Source organism: Streptomyces sp. NPDC007901 (assembly GCF_042959465.1).
GTDB lineage: Bacteria > Actinomycetota > Actinomycetes > Streptomycetales > Streptomycetaceae > Streptomyces.
This window is the reverse complement of the sequence record NZ_JBIBKW010000012.1, coordinates 164,385-181,407: the sequence shown is the minus strand read 5'-3', so window position 1 is coordinate 181,407 and position 17,023 is coordinate 164,385. Positions and strand designations below refer to the sequence as shown.

At 70.6% G+C, this 17,023-nt stretch carries 17 protein-coding genes; 14 read left to right on the top strand and 3 right to left on the bottom strand.

Features of this window, described 5'->3' with window-relative positions:
* Positions 1-62: 62 nt before the first annotated feature.
* Positions 63-1,751, bottom strand: coding sequence for a protein kinase (locus ACFZDK_RS34065; RefSeq protein WP_390977818.1), 1,689 nt, complete (start codon positions 1,749-1,751; stop codon positions 63-65).
* Between the two features lie 313 nt (positions 1,752-2,064).
* On the opposite strand from ACFZDK_RS34065, the gene ACFZDK_RS34060 reads away from it, so the two are divergent.
* From ACFZDK_RS34060 to ACFZDK_RS33995, 14 genes are all read left to right on the top strand, one after another.
* On the top strand, positions 2,065-2,577 hold the full coding sequence (locus tag ACFZDK_RS34060) for a hypothetical protein (protein ID WP_390977816.1): 513 nt from the start codon (positions 2,065-2,067) through the stop codon (positions 2,575-2,577).
* Positions 2,578-2,666: 89 nt separating this feature from the next.
* On the top strand, positions 2,667-3,107 hold the full coding sequence (locus ACFZDK_RS34055; protein WP_390977814.1) for a hypothetical protein: 441 nt from the start codon (positions 2,667-2,669) through the stop codon (positions 3,105-3,107).
* 592 nt (positions 3,108-3,699) lie between these two features.
* Positions 3,700-4,374: a hypothetical protein gene (locus ACFZDK_RS34050; RefSeq protein WP_390977812.1), complete on the top strand. Its 675-nt coding sequence runs from the start codon at positions 3,700-3,702 to the stop codon at positions 4,372-4,374.
* Entirely contained in the window at positions 4,371-5,360 is a 990-nt protein-coding gene (locus ACFZDK_RS34045; protein ID WP_390977810.1) for a hypothetical protein, read from the top strand. Before ACFZDK_RS34050 ends, ACFZDK_RS34045 begins: the two co-directional genes overlap by 4 nt.
* A 443-nt stretch (positions 5,361-5,803) precedes the next feature.
* A complete protein-coding gene (locus tag ACFZDK_RS34040) occupies positions 5,804-7,594 on the top strand; it encodes a copper resistance protein CopC (protein ID WP_390977808.1) in 1,791 nt (596 codons plus the stop codon).
* Positions 7,595-7,721: 127 nt separating this feature from the next.
* A complete protein-coding gene (locus tag ACFZDK_RS34035) occupies positions 7,722-8,489 on the top strand; it encodes a hypothetical protein (protein ID WP_390977806.1) in 768 nt (255 codons plus the stop codon).
* 168 nt (positions 8,490-8,657) lie between these two features.
* Positions 8,658-9,281 (top strand): superoxide dismutase family protein, encoded by a 624-nt coding sequence (locus tag ACFZDK_RS34030; RefSeq protein ID WP_390977804.1) that lies wholly within the window; start codon positions 8,658-8,660, stop codon positions 9,279-9,281.
* Complete coding sequence (locus tag ACFZDK_RS34025) at positions 9,260-9,865, top strand: copper resistance protein CopC (protein WP_390977802.1); 606 nt, start codon at positions 9,260-9,262, stop codon at positions 9,863-9,865. Before ACFZDK_RS34030 ends, ACFZDK_RS34025 begins: the two co-directional genes overlap by 22 nt.
* A 106-nt stretch (positions 9,866-9,971) precedes the next feature.
* Positions 9,972-10,775, top strand: coding sequence for a hypothetical protein (locus ACFZDK_RS34020; RefSeq protein ID WP_390977800.1), 804 nt, complete (start codon positions 9,972-9,974; stop codon positions 10,773-10,775).
* A 246-nt stretch (positions 10,776-11,021) separates the two neighbouring features.
* Positions 11,022-11,687: an SCO family protein gene (locus ACFZDK_RS34015; RefSeq protein WP_390977798.1), complete on the top strand. Its 666-nt coding sequence runs from the start codon at positions 11,022-11,024 to the stop codon at positions 11,685-11,687.
* Positions 11,684-12,145: a copper chaperone PCu(A)C gene (locus ACFZDK_RS34010; RefSeq protein ID WP_390977796.1), complete on the top strand. Its 462-nt coding sequence runs from the start codon at positions 11,684-11,686 to the stop codon at positions 12,143-12,145. Before ACFZDK_RS34015 ends, ACFZDK_RS34010 begins: the two co-directional genes overlap by 4 nt.
* Positions 12,146-12,234: 89 nt before the next feature.
* Complete coding sequence (gene efeB, locus ACFZDK_RS34005) at positions 12,235-13,500, top strand: iron uptake transporter deferrochelatase/peroxidase subunit (protein WP_390977794.1); 1,266 nt, start codon at positions 12,235-12,237, stop codon at positions 13,498-13,500.
* 10 nt (positions 13,501-13,510) lie between these two features.
* On the top strand, positions 13,511-14,488 hold the full coding sequence (locus ACFZDK_RS34000) for a cytochrome c oxidase assembly protein (RefSeq protein ID WP_390978078.1): 978 nt from the start codon (positions 13,511-13,513) through the stop codon (positions 14,486-14,488).
* Positions 14,489-14,704: 216 nt separating this feature from the next.
* Positions 14,705-15,190 carry a hypothetical protein gene (locus tag ACFZDK_RS33995; RefSeq protein WP_390977792.1) on the top strand — a complete coding sequence of 162 codons (486 nt, stop codon included), beginning with the start codon at positions 14,705-14,707 and terminating at the stop codon, positions 15,188-15,190.
* Positions 15,191-15,211: 21 nt separating this feature from the next.
* Here the strand turns inward: ACFZDK_RS33995 and ACFZDK_RS33990 are convergent, their stop codons facing one another.
* Positions 15,212-15,625 carry a hypothetical protein gene (locus tag ACFZDK_RS33990; RefSeq protein ID WP_390977790.1) on the bottom strand — a complete coding sequence of 138 codons (414 nt, stop codon included), beginning with the start codon at positions 15,623-15,625 and terminating at the stop codon, positions 15,212-15,214.
* 72 nt (positions 15,626-15,697) lie between these two features.
* The gene (locus tag ACFZDK_RS33985) at positions 15,698-16,888 is read right to left on the bottom strand and encodes an FAD-dependent monooxygenase (RefSeq protein ID WP_390977788.1); all 1,191 of its coding nucleotides are present in this window, start codon (positions 16,886-16,888) and stop codon (positions 15,698-15,700) included.
* Positions 16,889-17,023 lie beyond the last annotated feature (135 nt).

Below are 17,023 nucleotides of genomic sequence, written 5' to 3'. Positions count from 1 at the left end.
CAGCGGTCGTGGCGGTGGCCGATCCGACCATCCGCCGCTTCCGCGGCGCGGCCGTCAGCGCGCTATTGGTAGACGGTGCTGATCGGCGTGGAGACGCTGGCTCCGCTACCGGGGGCGGCGTAGGAGATGGTCCACGCGGCGGATGTCTTGTTCGGGTAGCCGTACAGGTAGCCGCCGTTGTCGCAGCCGTAGTTCAGGCGCTGTCCCGCCAGCGTTGCGGTGCCGCCACCGGCGAACGTACAGCGGGCGCCGTTGGCCAGGACGAGGATGATCGGTTCGATGTCGGGTCCGCCCGGCATGTGGTCGTTGTTGCCGGGAAAGCCCTCGGGGACCGACAGTTCGACCATGCGGTCGGGGGCTCCGTCCAGGCACAGCGCGCTGGTGTCCGAGGGATCGGAGTCCGGGGAGAAACAGGGGTCGAGGATCCGGTCGCCGGCGGTGCAGCGCCAGGCGTCCGTGCGCATGGTGGATTCGGCGGTGCCGAAGCAGGAGCCGCTGGCCCGGTCGGTGATGGTGATGCCGGTTGCCGGGGTGCCGCCTGGGGACCAGGGGCTGAGGGTGACCACCTGGGTCTGCGTCGGCGCGGACGACGCCGCGGCGGTCGGGGTCTGTGACTCGCTGACGGCGGAACGGGCGAGAGGTGACGTGGTCGCAGCCGGTGTGGCGCCAGCACTGGAGCGGGCCGCGGCCGGCTGCGGGGAGTGGGTGGCGCGCGCTGAGGCGTGGCCCGGGGCCAACGCGAACCACGTCCCTGTGGCGGCCGCGGCGAACACGGCGGCCGCGACGACGATGAGCCGGGCGCGCCGGTAGGGAGGGCGTATCGTGGAAGCTGGCCAGGCCGGGTCTTCGACGGTCGGGGGGTGCCACTGCTCTGCGATCAGGTTCGGGACCTCGGTCGGCCGGTCGCGGACATCCCCGAGGACCTGGGTCGCCTGCTCACCGAGCAGCGCGGCGGTCTTGTGCGCCACGAGGACGGACGACGGCCGATGGCCGGGGTCTTTGGCGAGGCATGCTGTCACCAGGCTGAGCATGTCGTCGGGGACACCGTCGAGGTCCGGCTCGGCGCTCAGGACGCGGAAGGCGACGGCCTCGGCATTGCCGATGCCGAAGGGGTGGCGGCCGGTAGCCGCGAAGGCGAGCAGCACACCCCAGGCAAAGACATCCCCGGACGGCCCGGCGGTGCCATCACGGTAATACTCCGGGCTCAGCCAGCCCGGGGTCCCGGTCAGCATGCCGGTACGGGTCACCGCGGTGCCGTCAGCGACGTGGGCGATACCGAAGTCCAGCACCCGCGGCCCGTCCGGGGCCAGGATCACATTCGCGGGCTTCAGGTCGCGGTGGACCACCCCGGCGACGTGCACGGCCGCGAGCGCCCCGGCCGTCCCCGAGGCGAACAGGTGCAGCTGGATCCCGGCCAGCGGCCCGTACACCGCCGTGTGCTCTCCGAGCGTCAAGCCGGGTACGTAGGCCGTCGCCAGCCACGGGATGTCCGCCTCGGGATCGGCCTCCAGCAGCGGCACCAGACACGGACCCGACACCCGCCGCAGAACCTGCACCTCGCGCCGGAACCGGGCCCGGAACTGGTCATCCGCCGCCTGCCCGGCGTGCACGGCCTTCACCGCTACCCGCTCGCCCCGCTCCCCCACCGCGGCGTACACGGTGCCCATCCCACCCGCACCCAGCACCCCAACCACCCGGAAGCGCCCGATCCGAGCCGGGTCCGAAGCACGACGAGCAGCAATCCGCGACACGAACAAGACCCCCGCCAAGAGCAATTGTGGACGAGACGTGAACCCTAGCGGGATCGCCGACGCCACACGCCAGTCGGCATCAGATGAGATCCACCCGTGCCATGCCCGCGCAGCCGGACGCCGAGCCCTCCTCGATCAGCCTCCATTGATCACGGGGCGTCGTGCGGTGGGCCGGCACCCGGCACACCTTCGCCGGGCCACGCGACGGCATACTCTGAATTCCTGGATTGCAAGTTGACGCCACACCCCTCTATCGTATCTCTCAATCCCGGGCTTCAAAGTATTGCCGGGCTGGAGAACAGAGGGCTTGGCCATGCTCACCATCGCACTCGGCACCTACCGCACGTTCCCGGCGGACGAGTACGGGAAGTCGTTTGCCGGCTGGCGCCCGGGACTGACCGACGAGGAGGTCTACGAGGCGGGCCGGGGCCGATGGCGGCTCGGCGCCCGCGCCGACCGCGAGCGCCACGCGCTGTTCACCGCCAAGGGCATCGTCGTCCTGGCCGTCCGGATCGACAGCATCACGGCCGCCGACCCCGACGGCCGCCGCACCATCAACGGCACCATCCTCAAGCCCGGCGACCCGGTGTACGACAAGTACGTAGGCAGCCACGCCCCGGTGGGCAAGAGCCAAAATCCCGTCCAGTACATCGACTCCCCATTCGACAGGACGCTCTGCGCCTGCGGATGTGGCAGCCAGACCCCCTCGGGCCGCAGCTTCATCGCCGGACACGACCAAAGAGCCATTCACGACCGGATCGCCAAGGTCGGCGGAGTCGTGGCCTTCCTCGCCTGGTTCGACAGGACCTGGACAGAAAGCAACTGACCACCCGGCTCAGCGACACCTTCCCGCACACCCACAACGATCCGCCGGTCGCCGCTGCCAGCGGCGCCGAGCAGAAAGAGGAGTCCCCGATGGCAGCAGAGAGATCCATCCCGGTCCCAACCACCGCCGGTCACCCGCGGCCCGACTATGCGCTGGTGATCTACCGTTCGAACGACAAGCACGGAATCGGCTCAGACGGCCACCTCTACGGTGAGACCGGCCAGACCGACGCCGTCCAGCGGGAAGCGGACAGCCGGTACTGGAGCGTATCTCCGGCCCGAAGGCCGACCCTGCGCCTGCTCATCGTGGTTGCCGGCGGAGTGGTCTGCCGAATCTGGTCCGTCGACGCCGACGCCGACTGGATTGAGGAACCGAGCGGAACCGGAAAGGTCGCGCTGCCCCTTGCTGACCATCCGCTCGACCCCGACGAGGTCCAGGTGCTCTATCCGCACCTCGGCATGGCTGTTGGAGACGAACTGCCCGCACGCCGAGGACCCATACGCCACTACATGCCCATCGCCGCAGCATAGGGCTGAGGTTGAGGCCCGGCTCACCGCTCGGGTTCGGCGGTCGGCTCAGCGGGGGCCGATCCTCATCAGCGCTCTGTTGGGCCGAATGCCGCGGAATGAGACAACTCCTGTCAGTGTTCGAGGTGATGGCGTTACTCTGGCTTGGGGACGATGCACTGTGGGGGGCATGATGGCGGGGGCGACGCGTGCTCTGCTGGTCGGGGCGGGTTCTTCCTCCCAGTCCGCTTTGCGTCTGCCGCCCGGGACCGATCGGAATGTCAGCGCGTTACGCGCGGCTCTGACCGATCCGATGGTCGGGGGGCTTGCACCAGATCTGTGCCAGACGGTCCAGCCTGCTGGTGGAGACAGCGTGCTGCGCCACATGGCGAAGGCATCGGCTGGTGACGGTGGTCTCATCGTCTACTGGACGGGGCCGCCACCCTCTCTGCCGAAGGCGCGCTCTACCTGGCCCTGCCTGGCTCACTGCCAGGGGACCTGACGACGTGGGTGCCGGCGCGTCGGGTGACCGAGGCAATGACCGTCGACCGCTCCGCTGCGGCAGAGGAGCGGCTTCCTGGGATACACCCACCTCATCGAGCACACGCTCGGATACGTGGAGAACTACCACCCACTCATCGAGCACGGTACGGAACGTCCCCAGGCGGGGCTTCAGTTCGATCTGCGGATGCAGGACGACCACCCGCCCGGCACGGGACCGATCCGCGTCGTACGGGCCGTCGAAACCCATGCCGACATCAGCGAACGCTCCTGCAAGCAGGACCTCGGCGAGGCGCTGAGCGACCCGTTCATCCGCGACCACATCCTGGTCTTCGGAGCCCACGGCTGCGGTGAGCGGCAGGACCAGCGAGGCACGACACAGGCTCAGCTCACCCTCACCGACGGCGAGGCCATCTGCAGCTCCGACCTCGAATACTGGCGCGCCGCCCGGCAGGAACGGCTGCCCGACCCCCTGTGCTTCATGATGGTCTGCGAGGGAGGCCGCACCAGGACCTTCGTCCACGAGGGGCTCGGCCGCCCGCTGTTCGACCTCGGCGTCGGCTGCCTGATAGGCCCCGAGATAGAGATACCGAAGACCTTCGGCAGCCTGTACACCTGCCGATTCTTCGAAGAGTTCTTCAAGGGCGAGCGCGCCGCTCCCGTGGCGCGCAGCCTCACCCGGGAGTTCGTGACCAAGCACGCCACCCCGCTGGGCCTGGTCTTCACCCTGCTCCGGGGCATCGACAACCGTCTCGTGGACGCGTCCGCGGCAGGCAAGGAGCCGGCATGACAGTCGTGGACCTGCTCGACCTCGACGACAGCGGTCACCTCCTCGACCCCCACCACGGAAACCCGGTTCCCTCCGAACAGGTGCCGGCAGCCATCGAGAAACACCTACGTCTCCACGACGACACGACGGACATCTTCCTCTACGTCCACGGATGGCGCACCGACGCCGACCAGGCGGAGCAGGCCGCCACCCGGCTCTTTCAGCTCATGGAAGACCTGTCCGCACAGCAGCCCGATGCCTACCCGCGCATCAGCCCGTTCCGTCCCCAGTACGTGTGCGTGCGCTGGCCGTCGAGCAGCGCACCGACGAAGGCCGGCTACCGCACCATCCGCGACCGGACGTCCGCCATCGCCCACAGTGGACATGCCTCCCACGTACTGGCTGCCGTCCTGGGCTACTTCAACGAGCATCGCACCCTGCCCGAACCCGGACCGGACGTCCTGCGAGGCTCGTACGGGCAATATCTGCACGCCATCGGGCACTCGTTCGGCGGACGCTTCCTGTGCCACGCCATCGAACAGGCCAGCAACCGACTGGCGGACGGACCGGACACGTTCGCCTGGCCATGGAAGTCCGACGCATACCCCTGGACCCTCGACAGTCTCACCATGTTCCAAATGGCCGCCCCCGCCGACGCCTTCACCGCCGCACCCTACGCCCGACTGCTCGACGACAGCGTCCTCAACGCCCCCGTCACCATGACATTCTCCCCCCACGACCGCGCCCTGGGTCTCTGGCATCGTCAAACGGAAGACGTAAGCAACGGCATCGGCTTCCTGGGGGCGACCGGACCACGGGAGCACCTGAACACCACGCCACTACATCGCACTACCGACGCCTACGCCTTCCCCACCAACAGACTCATCAACATCGACGCCAGCACCTACTACCGCAGCTCACCCTGGCGGCTCGAAGGCGCGCACTCCGACTACTTCCACCCCGAGTCGGCGCACCTGCTTCTTTCGCTGACCAATCACGCACGCTGACCTCGGCACCCCGCTCGACACCGCCTGGAGCAGGTCGCCTGCCCGTGGCGTTCTCCGGGGCCGGAGGGGCAGTCTCACCATTGCAGCCGGGCAAACCAGGCGGTGCACAGCTTCCCCGTCAGCCGCCCGCCCCAGCAGCGATCCGGACCAGAACCTGTCCCCTACTGCCTACTGGCGCCGGAAGACGTCCACCTCGAACGCCTCCAGCGGTCGCAGCGGCACCTCGGACTCCTCATTGCCCAGCACCGCCGTCTGGATCCGCCATACAAGCCTCCTGCGCGGCCAACCTGCATGCCCTGGTAAACCCGGCTCCACGGACCGCCGTCGTGAGTGACCCATGGTGCCCTTCGGATTGATGCAGCAGTGAGCGCGGCACCGGATACGTCCGTACGTATCCGGGACACAGGAACCGGCCCCGGAGACATGACGTGGTGCGACGACAAGTGGACGACGGAAGGCGCACGATCGGCTCGCTCCTGGTGGTGATCGCCGTCCTTGCCTGTGTTCTTCTCCAAGGTGCGGCTCCCGCCTCAGCGCACGCGGTGCTGACAGGCAGCGACCCGCGCGAGAACAGCGTGCTGAAGGCGGCGCCGAAGCAGATCACCGTGACCTTCGACGAGTCGGTCGCGCTCGTCGAGGATTCCCTGCGTGTGCTCGATCCCGACAACCGACCGGTGACGGACGGCGATCCCCGGCACGCGGGCGGGCGGGGCAACACCGACAGCGTGCGGCTGGCAAGCGGACTGACGCAGGGTACGTACACCGTGTCCTGGCGGGTGGTGTCGGCGGACAGCCACGCTGTGTCCGGCGCCTTCACCTTCTCCATCGGCGAGCCGTCAGCGACCCGGGCCACTGCCGCTCCCCCGCCCGCCGTGGATCCCACCGTCGGCGCGTTGTACGGGGTCGGCCGCTACGTCGCCTATGCCGGGCTGGCGCTGCTGATCGGTCTCGCCATGTTCGTCCTGGCCTGCTGGCGCTCGGCCACGGCCGCGCGCGTGGTGCACCGGCCGTTCCTGGTCGCTTGGTGGGCGCTGTTCGTGTCCACGGTCGTACTGGTACTGCTGCGCGGCCCCTACGACAGCGGCGATGGGCTGGGCGGTGGGTTCGACCCGGGCGCGCTGCGGCAGACAGCCGGCAGCCGGCCGGGGCTCGCGCTGCTGGCCCGGTTGATGCTGCTTGTGGTGGTGGCCGTCCTGGTGCGGAGCCGGCGGGCGGAACAGTTGCCCGGTCGGCGTTCCCTCGCGGCCGGTGGCGTGCTCGTCCTCGGTCTGGCCGCCACCTGGGCGGCGGCCGAACACGCCTCCGTCGGCATCCAGGTGCCCGTGGCCGTGGCCTCCTCGATGTTGCATCTGCTGGCCATGGCAGTGTGGATGGGAGGTCTGGCCGCGTTGCTGCTCGCGTTGTACCGGGCCCCCGCAGAGGATCCGCTGCCACCTGTCGCGGTCGCCCGCTTCTCGCGCATCGCCCTCGGCTCGGTGGCCGTTCTGACCGTCACCGGCGTCTATCAGTCCTGGCGCGGGCTCGGGTCGTGGGACGCGTTCTCCACGACCTACGGCAGGGTCCTCGTCTTCAAGGTCTGGGCGGTGCTGGTGATCCTGGCGGCGGCTTCGTACTCCCGGCGCTGGACGGCCCGTCTGCTGCACGCCCCGCGGGAGGAGCGGGTACCGGTGGCTGCGGGACACGGCGAGAGCGCTCCCCCCACCGCCGGGGACGAACACAACTCGGACAGACCGGGGCCGCAGGCGCAACGGCGCGGGCTGCGCCGGTCCGTCCTGGCCGAGGTCGTGGTCGGCGTGCTGGTCCTCGTCCTGACGACGGTGCTGACCGGCACCGAGACGGGCCGTGCCGCGGAGACCATGTCGGCCACCTCCGTGGCCGGGCACCCCGAGGTGTCCCTGACCCTGATCCCGTACGACACCGGCAAGAACACCCTGTCCGGGCGCGGCAAGGTGCAGGTCACCCTGGAACCGGGCCGGGTCGGCCGGAACGTGGTGGAGGCGATCGTCTACGGCGCCGATGGCAGCCCCGTCGGTATCCCCGAACTGCGTCTGACCTTCACCCTCGCCGACCAGCAGGTCGGCCCGCTGGACGCCGACCTCGTCGACGAACGCGGCTACTGGGGCAGCGACACCCTCAACCTCCCGATCGCCGGGACCTGGACGATGAAAGCCACGGTCCGTGTCTCCGAGATAGACCAAGTCACCGTGTCGAAGACGGTGAAGGTCGGCCGATGACCGACCGCCGCGGACACCTCCGGGGAGCACTTGTGCCAGGGCGTGAACGCGGACGCCCCGTCAGCCGTACCCAACGGCAGCCCGACAAGGGCCCAGCACGAGCGAGTTGACGTCAGGGAGTGGTCGGATGTCCCGGGGGAGCCGCCACGGCGGACCGAGCCCGGGGCGCGGTGCGTTGGCCGTCGACGGAGGCGCCTTCGACGTCCCGCGGCTGGCGCGGGCCTCGGTCTTCGCGGCCGTCTGCGTGACGACGACCGCCCTGGGCCACGCACTCATGTCCGGGGACACGCTGCCCTGGTGGGCGATCACCTACGCGTTCGCCGGAACGGTCTCGGGCGCCTGGTGGCTGACCGGTAGGGACCGTGGCGCTGCGGTGGTCATCGGTGCCACGGTCGTCACCCAGGCGCTGCTGCACCTGCTGTTCGCCCTCGCCCATCAACTGGCCCACGCCCCCGTCACGATGTCTCCCCACTCGGGCATGGCGATGCACCATTCGGGGTCCATGGCAATGCCCTCCGGATCCATGAGGATGCCCTCCGGCTCACCGCTCGCGTCCGCCCTTCCGCACCTGGGCTCCGCCGGGATGGTTCTGGCGCATCTGCTGGCCGCCGTCGTCTGCGGGCTGTGGCTGTGGCGGGGTGAGACGGCGGCCCACCGGATCGCCAGTGCTCTGGCGGCGGTGGTGTTCGCGCCGCTGCGTCGGGTCTGCTGTGCCCTCTTCCGTGCGGTGCCCGAGCCCGAGTCCCCGTCGTGCAGGCCCGCCGCCGGTGGTGAGCAGCGCCGTCAGCCGACGGCGGCCTCATTGAGATTCGCGGTCGTGCGCCGAGGTCCGCCGCCGAGTCGTTCGGCAGTCAGCCGCCCGTCTCCCGATCCACTGCTCGCCGTAGGACTGTGATCCCGGTCTGAAACCGGCGGTCGCGCGGCCGGGGGACAGGCGGACGGTCGGCGTGCGCATATGCCGTCGACCGCTCCTCTCCACCTCCGGCCCGGGCCATGCCCTGACGTCGGCCGTCCGACGTGCCGATGCCGGCAACGGCCCAGCCCGTCATCGATCGGGAGTTTCATGTCCACGTACCCACACACGGGCCGCGCCTTCGCCCGTCTCGTCACCTGCTGCGCCACGGTGGCCGCGGCGGCCGCCTTGCTGTCCGGCTGCGGCGGCGATTCCTCGGGCAGCACGTCGCAGAAGGCCGCCGCCTCGCCTTCCGCATCCCCTTCCAAGAGCATGGGCGGCATGTCCGACATGAACATGTCGTACGGGGACCCGAAGGCCACCCCCGCCGACAAGGTGCCCGGCGCCGCCGTGGTGAAGGGCGCGTTCAAGCTGCTGGACACCCGCCCGCCCGGCATGGACGACGTCAAGGGCACCGCCTGGCTCGCCCAGGGCTCCAAGGGCACCACGGTGACCGTGTCCCTGACCGGCCTCAAGCCGGGCCACCACTACATGGCCCATCTCCACGCCCAACACTGCTCCGCCGACAACGGAGGCGAGCACTTCCAGTTCACCAAGGGCGGCCCGGCCAAGCCGCCGAACGAGGTGTGGCTGACCTTCACCGCCGACAAGTCCGGCATGGGAATGACGACGGTCGACAACGCCAAGAAGACCGGCAAGGGCGCAGTCGCCCTCGTCGTCCATCCCATGGAAGCGATGGACAACCGGATCGCATGCGCGGACTTCGACTTCTGAGGGCGCCGGCCGCCCTGCTGGGATGTCTGGGCGTGCTGCTGCTCCTCGGCGGCACACCCGCGTACGCCCACACCGCGCTGAAGGACGCGACACCGGCTCCCGGCTCCACGGTCGGGACCGGCACCAGCGTCGTCGAGCTGACCTTCGCCCAACTCAGGCCGGGCACCACACCGAAGGTCAGCCTGGTCGGACCCGACGGCGCCAAGGTGCCCGTCGGGCAGCCCGCGATGGCCGGCGGCTCCGTCACCTGCGCCGCCGTCAGCCCCCTGCGGGCGGGGGTGAACACCCTCACCTACACGGTCACCGCCACCGACGGCGACACCCAGACGAACGCGTTCCAGTTCCAGGTCGCCGACAGCGCCCAGGCCGTCACCAGTCCCACCGCCTGCAAGGGCCTGAGCCTGTCCGCGCCGGTCACAGCCACGAGCGCGGACACGGACGCGGACGACACGATCCTCGGACTCGGCCGCACCACCGCGCTCGTCGTTCTGACGGCGGTCGCCGTCGTGGTCGTCGGCGGGGTGCTCGTTGCCGTACGCACGATGCGCGGGACGCGACCAACCGGAAGGAGACGGGCCATCTGATGAACCGACAGGCCCGGCCCGGTGGACAGCCGGGCCGGGCCGCCGCCCGCCCGCGGTAACCCCGGCGTCCGCCGCCGCGCGGGCGGCTGGAATAGTGGCGTGCGCCATGAACGTCCCGGTACGGGCTGCCGCCGATCTGAGACTGCTGAGGGCCGCGGTGTTCTCAGCGGTGTGCGTCGCGCTGTCCGCGAGCGGGCACGCGCTGGTCTCCGGCGCCGCGATCCCGATCTGGTCCCTGGCGGCCGGCTGGGCCGGCGTGGTGTGCGTGGTGGGCCCGCTGGCCGGTCGGGAGCGCTCGCTGCCCGGCATCGCACTCAGCCTGCTGGCCGGTGAGACCGGTCTGCACCTGGTCTTCTCCCTGGGCCAGGGTTCCATGGCGCCGGCTCCCGCCGACCGGTCCGCTCAGGTGGTGGCTCTGGCCCAACGGTTCCTGTGCGGCGCCGGATCGGCACAGCTCACGCCGGAGAGCGCGGCGCGGATCCTGCGGCAGGCACGGATCGATCCGGCCCACGCCGCACACGGTGCGCCGGCCATGGCGGGGATGACCGGTCACGGCGGGCACGCGATGATGCTGGGCTCGATGCTCACGCCTCCGATGCTCGCCGCGCATGTGGCCGCGGTCGTCGCGACCGGCTGGGTGCTGCGCCGCGGTGAGATCGCGCTGTGGCAGGCCGTCCGGCTCCCGGCGGTCGCAGCGGGGCAGGTGGCCCGCCTCGTTCTGCTGTGGATGCTGTGCGGCCTGCTCGTCGCGGCCGCTTCGGTCCTGGTGCCGCTCTCCGCGCTGCTGAGGCGGATGCGGCGCGCGCTCGCCGCACGCCGTGCGCGGGGGAATACCCGCCGGTTGCTCACCTGTCTCCTGTCGTCGTGCGTCGTCCGGCGTGGTCCGCCCGCGGTGGTCGCGGCGGCCTGACCTCCCTGCGTCGAAGCACGGCGGGTGCGCGAGGCCGCCCTGGTGTCATCGGGTGAGATCCCCGCATGCGGCGAGCGGTTCGGCTGTCGGTGACGGCCTCGGACGCCACCGCGTACGTGTGCCGTTCGGCTGCTCGCACAAGCGTCGGCACGGCGAGGGCGTCTCGCCTCTCCCACCCGTGCGTACGCCGCCTTCCCCTGTCCGGAGAGCGCCGTATGCCCGCCGCTTCACACGCAGGAGTTCCTCATGCACGCCTTTCCCGCGCGCCGCGTCGCCGTGGCCGCGACGCTCGTGACCACGGCCGGTCTCGGCCTGACCGCCTGTGACGACGCGTCGGCCGACCAGTCGGCCGCCGTTGTCTCCACCCCTTCCTCCTCGGCGGCGCCCGGCACCGTCACGCTGGACACGCCGGACGCGAAACCCGCCCTGCACCTCACCGACCAGAACGGCCACTCCTACAACCTCGTCAGGCAGACCGCGGGCCACCCCACCCTGCTGTACTTCGGCTACACCCACTGTCCCGACGTATGCCCCACGACCATGGCCGACATCGCGCTGGCCGCGCGCAAACTGCCGACGGCGGACCGACGCGAGCTGCGGGTGGTCTTCGTCAGCACCGACCCCGCCCGTGACACCCCCCGGCGCCTCAAACAGTGGCTCGGCGCCATCGACCCCTCCTTCACCGGCCTCACCGGCGACTTCGCCGCCGTACAGAAGGCGGCGCGGAGTCTGGGCGTCGGCATCTCCCCACCGGTGAAACACCAGGACGGCACCGTGACCGTCAGCCACGGCGCCGAGGTGTTCGCCTTCTCCCCCAAGGACGACAAGGCGCACCTCTTCTACACCTCAGGGACCTCCCAGCAGCGGTACGCCGCCGACCTGCCCAAGATCGTCAAGGGACAGACACCGTGACCCGCTCCTTCGCCACCGCGCTCCTGCTCTCCGCCACCGCTCTGACCGGCTGTTCGTCGTCGTCCGCGGCGGCACCGGCCTACGACACTCCCGTGCTGAAGGTGACGGGCGCCTACGTACGTCAGCCGCCGACCTCCGACATGGCCGCGGGCTACTTCACCGTCACCAACACCGGCCGGCAGCCGGACAGGCTCACCGGCGTGAGCAGCGGCGACGCCACCAGCGTGACGATGCACCGCACCACGGCCCAGAACCGGATGGAACCGGTGACGGCGTTCACCATCCCCGCGGGCGGGCGCCTGGTGCTGCGCACCGGGGGCAACCACCTCATGCTCATGGGCTTCAAGAAGAAGCCGACCGTGGGCGAGACGATCACGTTGCGGCTGCGCTTCGCCTCCTCCGACTCGATCACGGTCCGGGCACCGGTCGAGTCGACGATGTACCAGCCCTCGAGCTGACCCACGGCGAGGGCCTGTCCGCGCGCCCGAACGCAGCGGCGGCCCTCGCCCCGGACATCCGTACTCCAGAGGTTCAAAGAGGCTTCGACATGCGCGAAGACAGCACACACCGTCACGAAGGACAGCGCGCCATCTCCCGCAGGCGGCTGCTGGGTACAGCGGGCGCCGCCGGCACCGCGGGCATCCTGGCCGGAGCGGGCGGTGGCACGGCCGCCTACGCCGCCAGGCACGATCCCACCCCGCTCACCGCGGTCGGCAACAGCGCCGTCCCCTTCCACGGCACCCACCAGGCAGGCATCACCACCCCTGTGCAGGCGGTGGGCCACCTCATCGCCTTCGACCTGGCCGCAGACGCAGGCCGCAAGGAGGCCGCCGCGCTGATGCACCGCTGGTCGGTGACGGCCGAGGCAATGACCCAGGGACACTCGCCCGCCGGCGCCGACGACGACCGGATCGCCCTCGACGCCGGCCCTTGCAGACTGACCGTCACCTTCGGCTTCGGCCGCACCTTCTTCACCAAGACCGGCCTGGCCCATCGCTCCCCGGCCGCGCTCGTGCCCGTCCCCCGCTTCCCGTCCGACGCGATCGACCCGAAGCGCAGCGCCGGCGACCTGTGGATCCAGATCGGCGCCGACGACCCCCTCGTCGCCTTCCACGCCCTGCACATGCTCCAGCGGGAGGCCACCGGAAGGGCCGACATCCGCTGGCAGATGAACGGCTTCAACCGCGCCCCCGGCGCCACCACCCGCCCGAGTACCGTCCGCAATCTGATGGGCCAGCTCGACGGCACCGCCAACCCCAAGCCCACCGACACCGACTTCACCGCCGAGATCTTCGCCCCCCACGGCCACGGCGCCGAGGCGTGGATGAACGGCGGCTCCTACGCCGTCGTACGCCGCATCCGCATGCGCCTCGACCACTGGGCCGACCTCACCCGCACCGAGCAGGAAGAGGTCATCGGCCGCGCCAAGGACACCGGCGCACCCCTGTCCGCCCCCCATGACGCCCCCGAGACCACACCCATGGACCTGAACAAGTTCACCCCCCACGGCTCCCTGGCCATCCCCGCAGACGCCCACATCCGCGTCGCCGCACCCGAGTCCAACGACGGGGCGAAGATGCTCCGCCGCGGCTTCTCCTACCACGACGGCTACGACACCGACGGACAACCGGACGCGGGACTGCTGTTCATCGCCTGGCAGGCCGACCCCGCCGCCTTCGTCAAGGTGCAGACGAAACTCGACGGCGCCGACCACCTCACCCGTTTCATCCGCCACGAGTCCAACGCCGTCTTCGCCGTCCCGGGCGGCGCCGCACCGGGCGAATACGTCGGCCAAAGCCTGCTGGAGGGATGACATGACAGGCATGCACGGCATGCAGCACATGAACATGACCGGCCCGATGTGGATGCCCACCGCGCCGCCGACCCTGGGACGACTGCTGGCCTGGCACCCCCAGCCTCTTCCCGTGGAGCCCCTCGTCTGCCTCCTCGCCCTGGCCGCCTACGGGCTGGGCGTGTGGCGGCTGCAGCGGCGCGGCGATGGCTGGCCGCTCGCCCGCATCCTGCTATGGACCGCGGGCGTGCTCACCGCCGCCGCGGTCACCTGTACCGGCGTGGGCGGCTACGGCATGGAGATGTTCAGCGTCCACATGGTGCAGCACATGGTGCTGTCCATGCTCGCCCCGATCCTGCTCCTGCTCGGCGCCCCCATCACGCTCGCCCTGCGGGCCCTGCCCACCGCCGGACGCGGCCGCACCGGCCCCCGGGAACTACTCACCCGGCTCCTGCACAGCTACGCGGCTCGCGTGCTCTCCTCCCCGCTGTTCACCCTGCCGCTGTTCATCGCCAGCCTCTACGGCCTGTACTTCACCCCGCTCTTCGGCTTCCTGATGGGCAGCTGGCTCGGCCACGAGTGGATGCTGGCCCACTTCCTGGTGACCGGCCTGCTGTTCTTCTGGCCCATCCTCGGCGTCGACCCCGCACCCCGCCGCCCCTCTCACCTGCTGCGCCTGCTGGAACTGTTCATCGGCATGCCGTTCCACGCCTTCTTCGGCATCGCCGTGATGATGTCCAGCACCCTGATCGCCACCTTCTTCGCCCACCCCCCGACCGCCTGGCACCTCAGCCCCCTGGCCGACCAGAACACCGGCGGCGGCATCGCCTGGGCCTTCAGCGAGATCCCCACCCTGCTGGTCCTGATGGCCGTGCTCGTCCAGTGGGCCGGCAGCGACCGCCGCACCGCCGCCCGCACCGACCGCCAGGCCGACCGGGACCACGACGCCGAACTCGCCGCCTACAACGCCTACCTCACCCACCTCGCCGCCCGCGACCACTCCACCTGAGACGCGGCGGTCCACGCGTTCGTGCCCTGCTCCGCCCCATCGGCTCAGCACGGAGGAACAACTCCCCATGGATATATACCGATTCACCCACTACACCCCCATGAACCGCCTGCCGTTCGCGCGGGACCGACAGCACGGCCGCAAGCGACCTTGGCACAATGCAAAGATGACAGGAACAGCCGCATGTACCCGCGCAACCCTGATCGCATTCTGTCCGTGGCCCTCGCTGTTCTGACCGCGGGCTGCGCGGACACCAGCCATGACGGCACCTCCAGGACCACCGCGGCCGACGGCGGGACCGCCTCGGGCGTCGCCTCGTCCCCCGGGCGCCTCAGCGTGCACACCGCCGATGTCGATCTGACGATCACCGGTGCCGTCGCGCGCCTCGGCCGATCCGGTGACGGCACCCTCACCATGTCGGTGCGCAACGACGGCGCGGTACCCGAGCACCTGGGCATGGTGGCGACCCCGGACAAGGGGCGGGGTGAACTGGTCGGCGGGAAGCCGGCCGAGGGCAACGGATCGCTGTCCACCGCGGGGATCCTGCTGCTGTCCGGTACCACCGTCGTCTTCCGGGGCGACGGGCCGCGCGTGGAACTGCATCACGTGCATGGCATCACCAGCCGGCACACACTCCCGCTGTCCCTCCAGTTCGGGGTGGCCGGGCTGGTCCACCTCCAGGCACGCGTCGCCTCGTCCTGACCGCCGCCGATCAGGCGGGTTTCAATGCCCCGGGCCCGCCGCCGTGGCACCGGGGAAGGCCGCAGCGAGGGCCTGGGCGCGGTCGGCATAGCAGGTGATGCGCGTGACGAGTCCGTCGGTGACGTCGAACACGTGGTATGCGACGGTCTGCGGGTCGGCCGGAGGCACGGTGCCGTGGATCCGGAGGCCGAGGACCACAGCCGCCGGGTAGGTGAAGGTCTCCTCTATGCCGGCCCACAGCCCGAGAGCGTGCAGGCGGGCGCACCGGCTGAGGACATGGGAGCGGGTGTGACAGCCGGTGCCGCTTCCGTCGGACGGGTTCCAGCACACATACGGGTGCAGGACATCGGCCAGCGACCGGCAGTCGGCGGTGTCCAGGGCTTCGCGCAGCCGAGCGGTCACGACACCGGGACCGGGCCGGGAACGTGGCAACATGTGGGTCTCCCGAGCATGCGACGTGCGGAACTGTTCCTGTCGAGGGGTCACGGCGCCCCGCCCTGACCCGGCTCAACTGGTCGGCACCGCGGCGAGTTGCCGCAGAGGGGGCCGCTGCTTCCCGGCGAGCGAGGTGCCGGCGAGGCGGCTCGCGACCGGCAGGCCGGCGAAGCGCAGGGCTGCACGGCGGACGCGCAGTCGCCGTGCCGTTTCGGGGACGAACCAGCGGGCCGTTCTGCGCGCGGCACGCTGTCTGTCCCTGATCACTGGCCGCCACAGGCGTTCGTAGCCGTGCAGCGCGTCCTCGACGCGGCGCGTACCGGCGAGCTGGTCGGCCAGGATATAGGCCCCGGCGATCGCCAGGGAGGCTCCCTGCCCGGCGAGCAGGGACACGGCCTGACAGGCGTCGCCGACCAGGACGACCCGTCCGCGGCTCCAGCAGGGCAGGTCGGTCTGGGCGACCTGGTCGTAGTAGACCTGCGCGGAGGGCGGACAAGCCGCCAGGGCGCGGGGCACGAGCCAGCCGAGGGAGCCGTACTCGCGATACAGGGCGGATCGCGCATCGTCGGGACGGCGGGGATCGGCGCTGCGGTGGACGGCGAAGGCGGCGACCGTGCCGTCCCGGAGGGCGTAGAGGCCCATCTGCCGCTCGGCGGTGTCGGTGAGGCAGAACCGGTTGCCCAGTTCCGCGTGGACGTACGGGTCGTCGAAGGTGAACGCAGCGGTGTGGTAGCCGAGGTAGCGCAGGCACCGCTGTTCCTCGCCGAAGACCATGGCCCGCACGGTGGAGTGGAGGCCGTCGGCCCCGATGAGGAGGTCGGCGTCGAGGACCGTGCCGTCGGTGAGGGTGACGCGGATGCCGTATGCACTTGGGTCGATGCGTGCCGGGCCGACGCCGAAGCGCAGGCCGACGGCAAAGGACAGCCGTTCGCGCAGGGCGAGTTCGAGGTCGGGCCGCATGATGCTGAGCAGGCGCCCGTTCAGGGTGCGGGCGAACCGGTCGTAGTCGAGCCGGGCGCGGCACCGGCCCTGGTCGTCGAGGAAGGCGGCCTCGGAGACCGGGTAGCCGAGCTCCTCCAGCCAGGGCAGCATGCCCATGGCCTCGGCCGCGTCATAGCCCGGGCCGAAGAAGTCGATCATGTATCCCTCGGTGCGGGGCTTCGGGGCCTTCTCCAGGACCACGACGTCCCAGCCGAGCACGTTGTGCAGGCGGCCGGCCAGCGCGAGTCCGGCGATACCGGCTCCGCAGATCACTGCTCTCATCGGTGCACATCGCCTTTCCGCTCGCCTGGGCGTTCCTCCCCACCCCCACTTTTGCACTATGCAAAACTCGATGGCAAGAAGCCCAGGATTCGCCCGGCCGGCCGGCGTGAATCTTGATGCGTCCCTAACGCCTTG

Excerpts from the sequence above, each read along its gene's own strand:
- ACFZDK_RS34060 (WP_390977816.1), top strand. The coding sequence starts at position 2,065 with ATGCTCACCATCGCACTCGGCACCTACCGCACGTTCCCGGCGGACGAG.
- ACFZDK_RS34055 (WP_390977814.1), top strand. The coding sequence starts at position 2,667 with ATGGCAGCAGAGAGATCCATCCCGGTCCCAACCACCGCCGGTCACCCG.
- ACFZDK_RS34045 (WP_390977810.1), top strand. The coding sequence starts at position 4,371 with ATGACAGTCGTGGACCTGCTCGACCTCGACGACAGCGGTCACCTCCTC.
- ACFZDK_RS34035 (WP_390977806.1), top strand. The coding sequence starts at position 7,722 with ATGTCCCGGGGGAGCCGCCACGGCGGACCGAGCCCGGGGCGCGGTGCG.
- ACFZDK_RS34030 (WP_390977804.1), top strand. The coding sequence starts at position 8,658 with ATGTCCACGTACCCACACACGGGCCGCGCCTTCGCCCGTCTCGTCACC.
- ACFZDK_RS34025 (WP_390977802.1), top strand. The coding sequence starts at position 9,260 with ATGCGCGGACTTCGACTTCTGAGGGCGCCGGCCGCCCTGCTGGGATGT.
- ACFZDK_RS34020 (WP_390977800.1), top strand. The coding sequence starts at position 9,972 with ATGAACGTCCCGGTACGGGCTGCCGCCGATCTGAGACTGCTGAGGGCC.
- ACFZDK_RS34015 (WP_390977798.1), top strand. The coding sequence starts at position 11,022 with ATGCACGCCTTTCCCGCGCGCCGCGTCGCCGTGGCCGCGACGCTCGTG.
- efeB (WP_390977794.1), top strand. The coding sequence starts at position 12,235 with ATGCGCGAAGACAGCACACACCGTCACGAAGGACAGCGCGCCATCTCC.
- ACFZDK_RS34000 (WP_390978078.1), top strand. The coding sequence starts at position 13,511 with ATGCACGGCATGCAGCACATGAACATGACCGGCCCGATGTGGATGCCC.
- ACFZDK_RS33990 (WP_390977790.1), bottom strand. The coding sequence starts at position 15,625 with ATGTTGCCACGTTCCCGGCCCGGTCCCGGTGTCGTGACCGCTCGGCTG.
- ACFZDK_RS33985 (WP_390977788.1), bottom strand. The coding sequence starts at position 16,888 with ATGAGAGCAGTGATCTGCGGAGCCGGTATCGCCGGACTCGCGCTGGCC.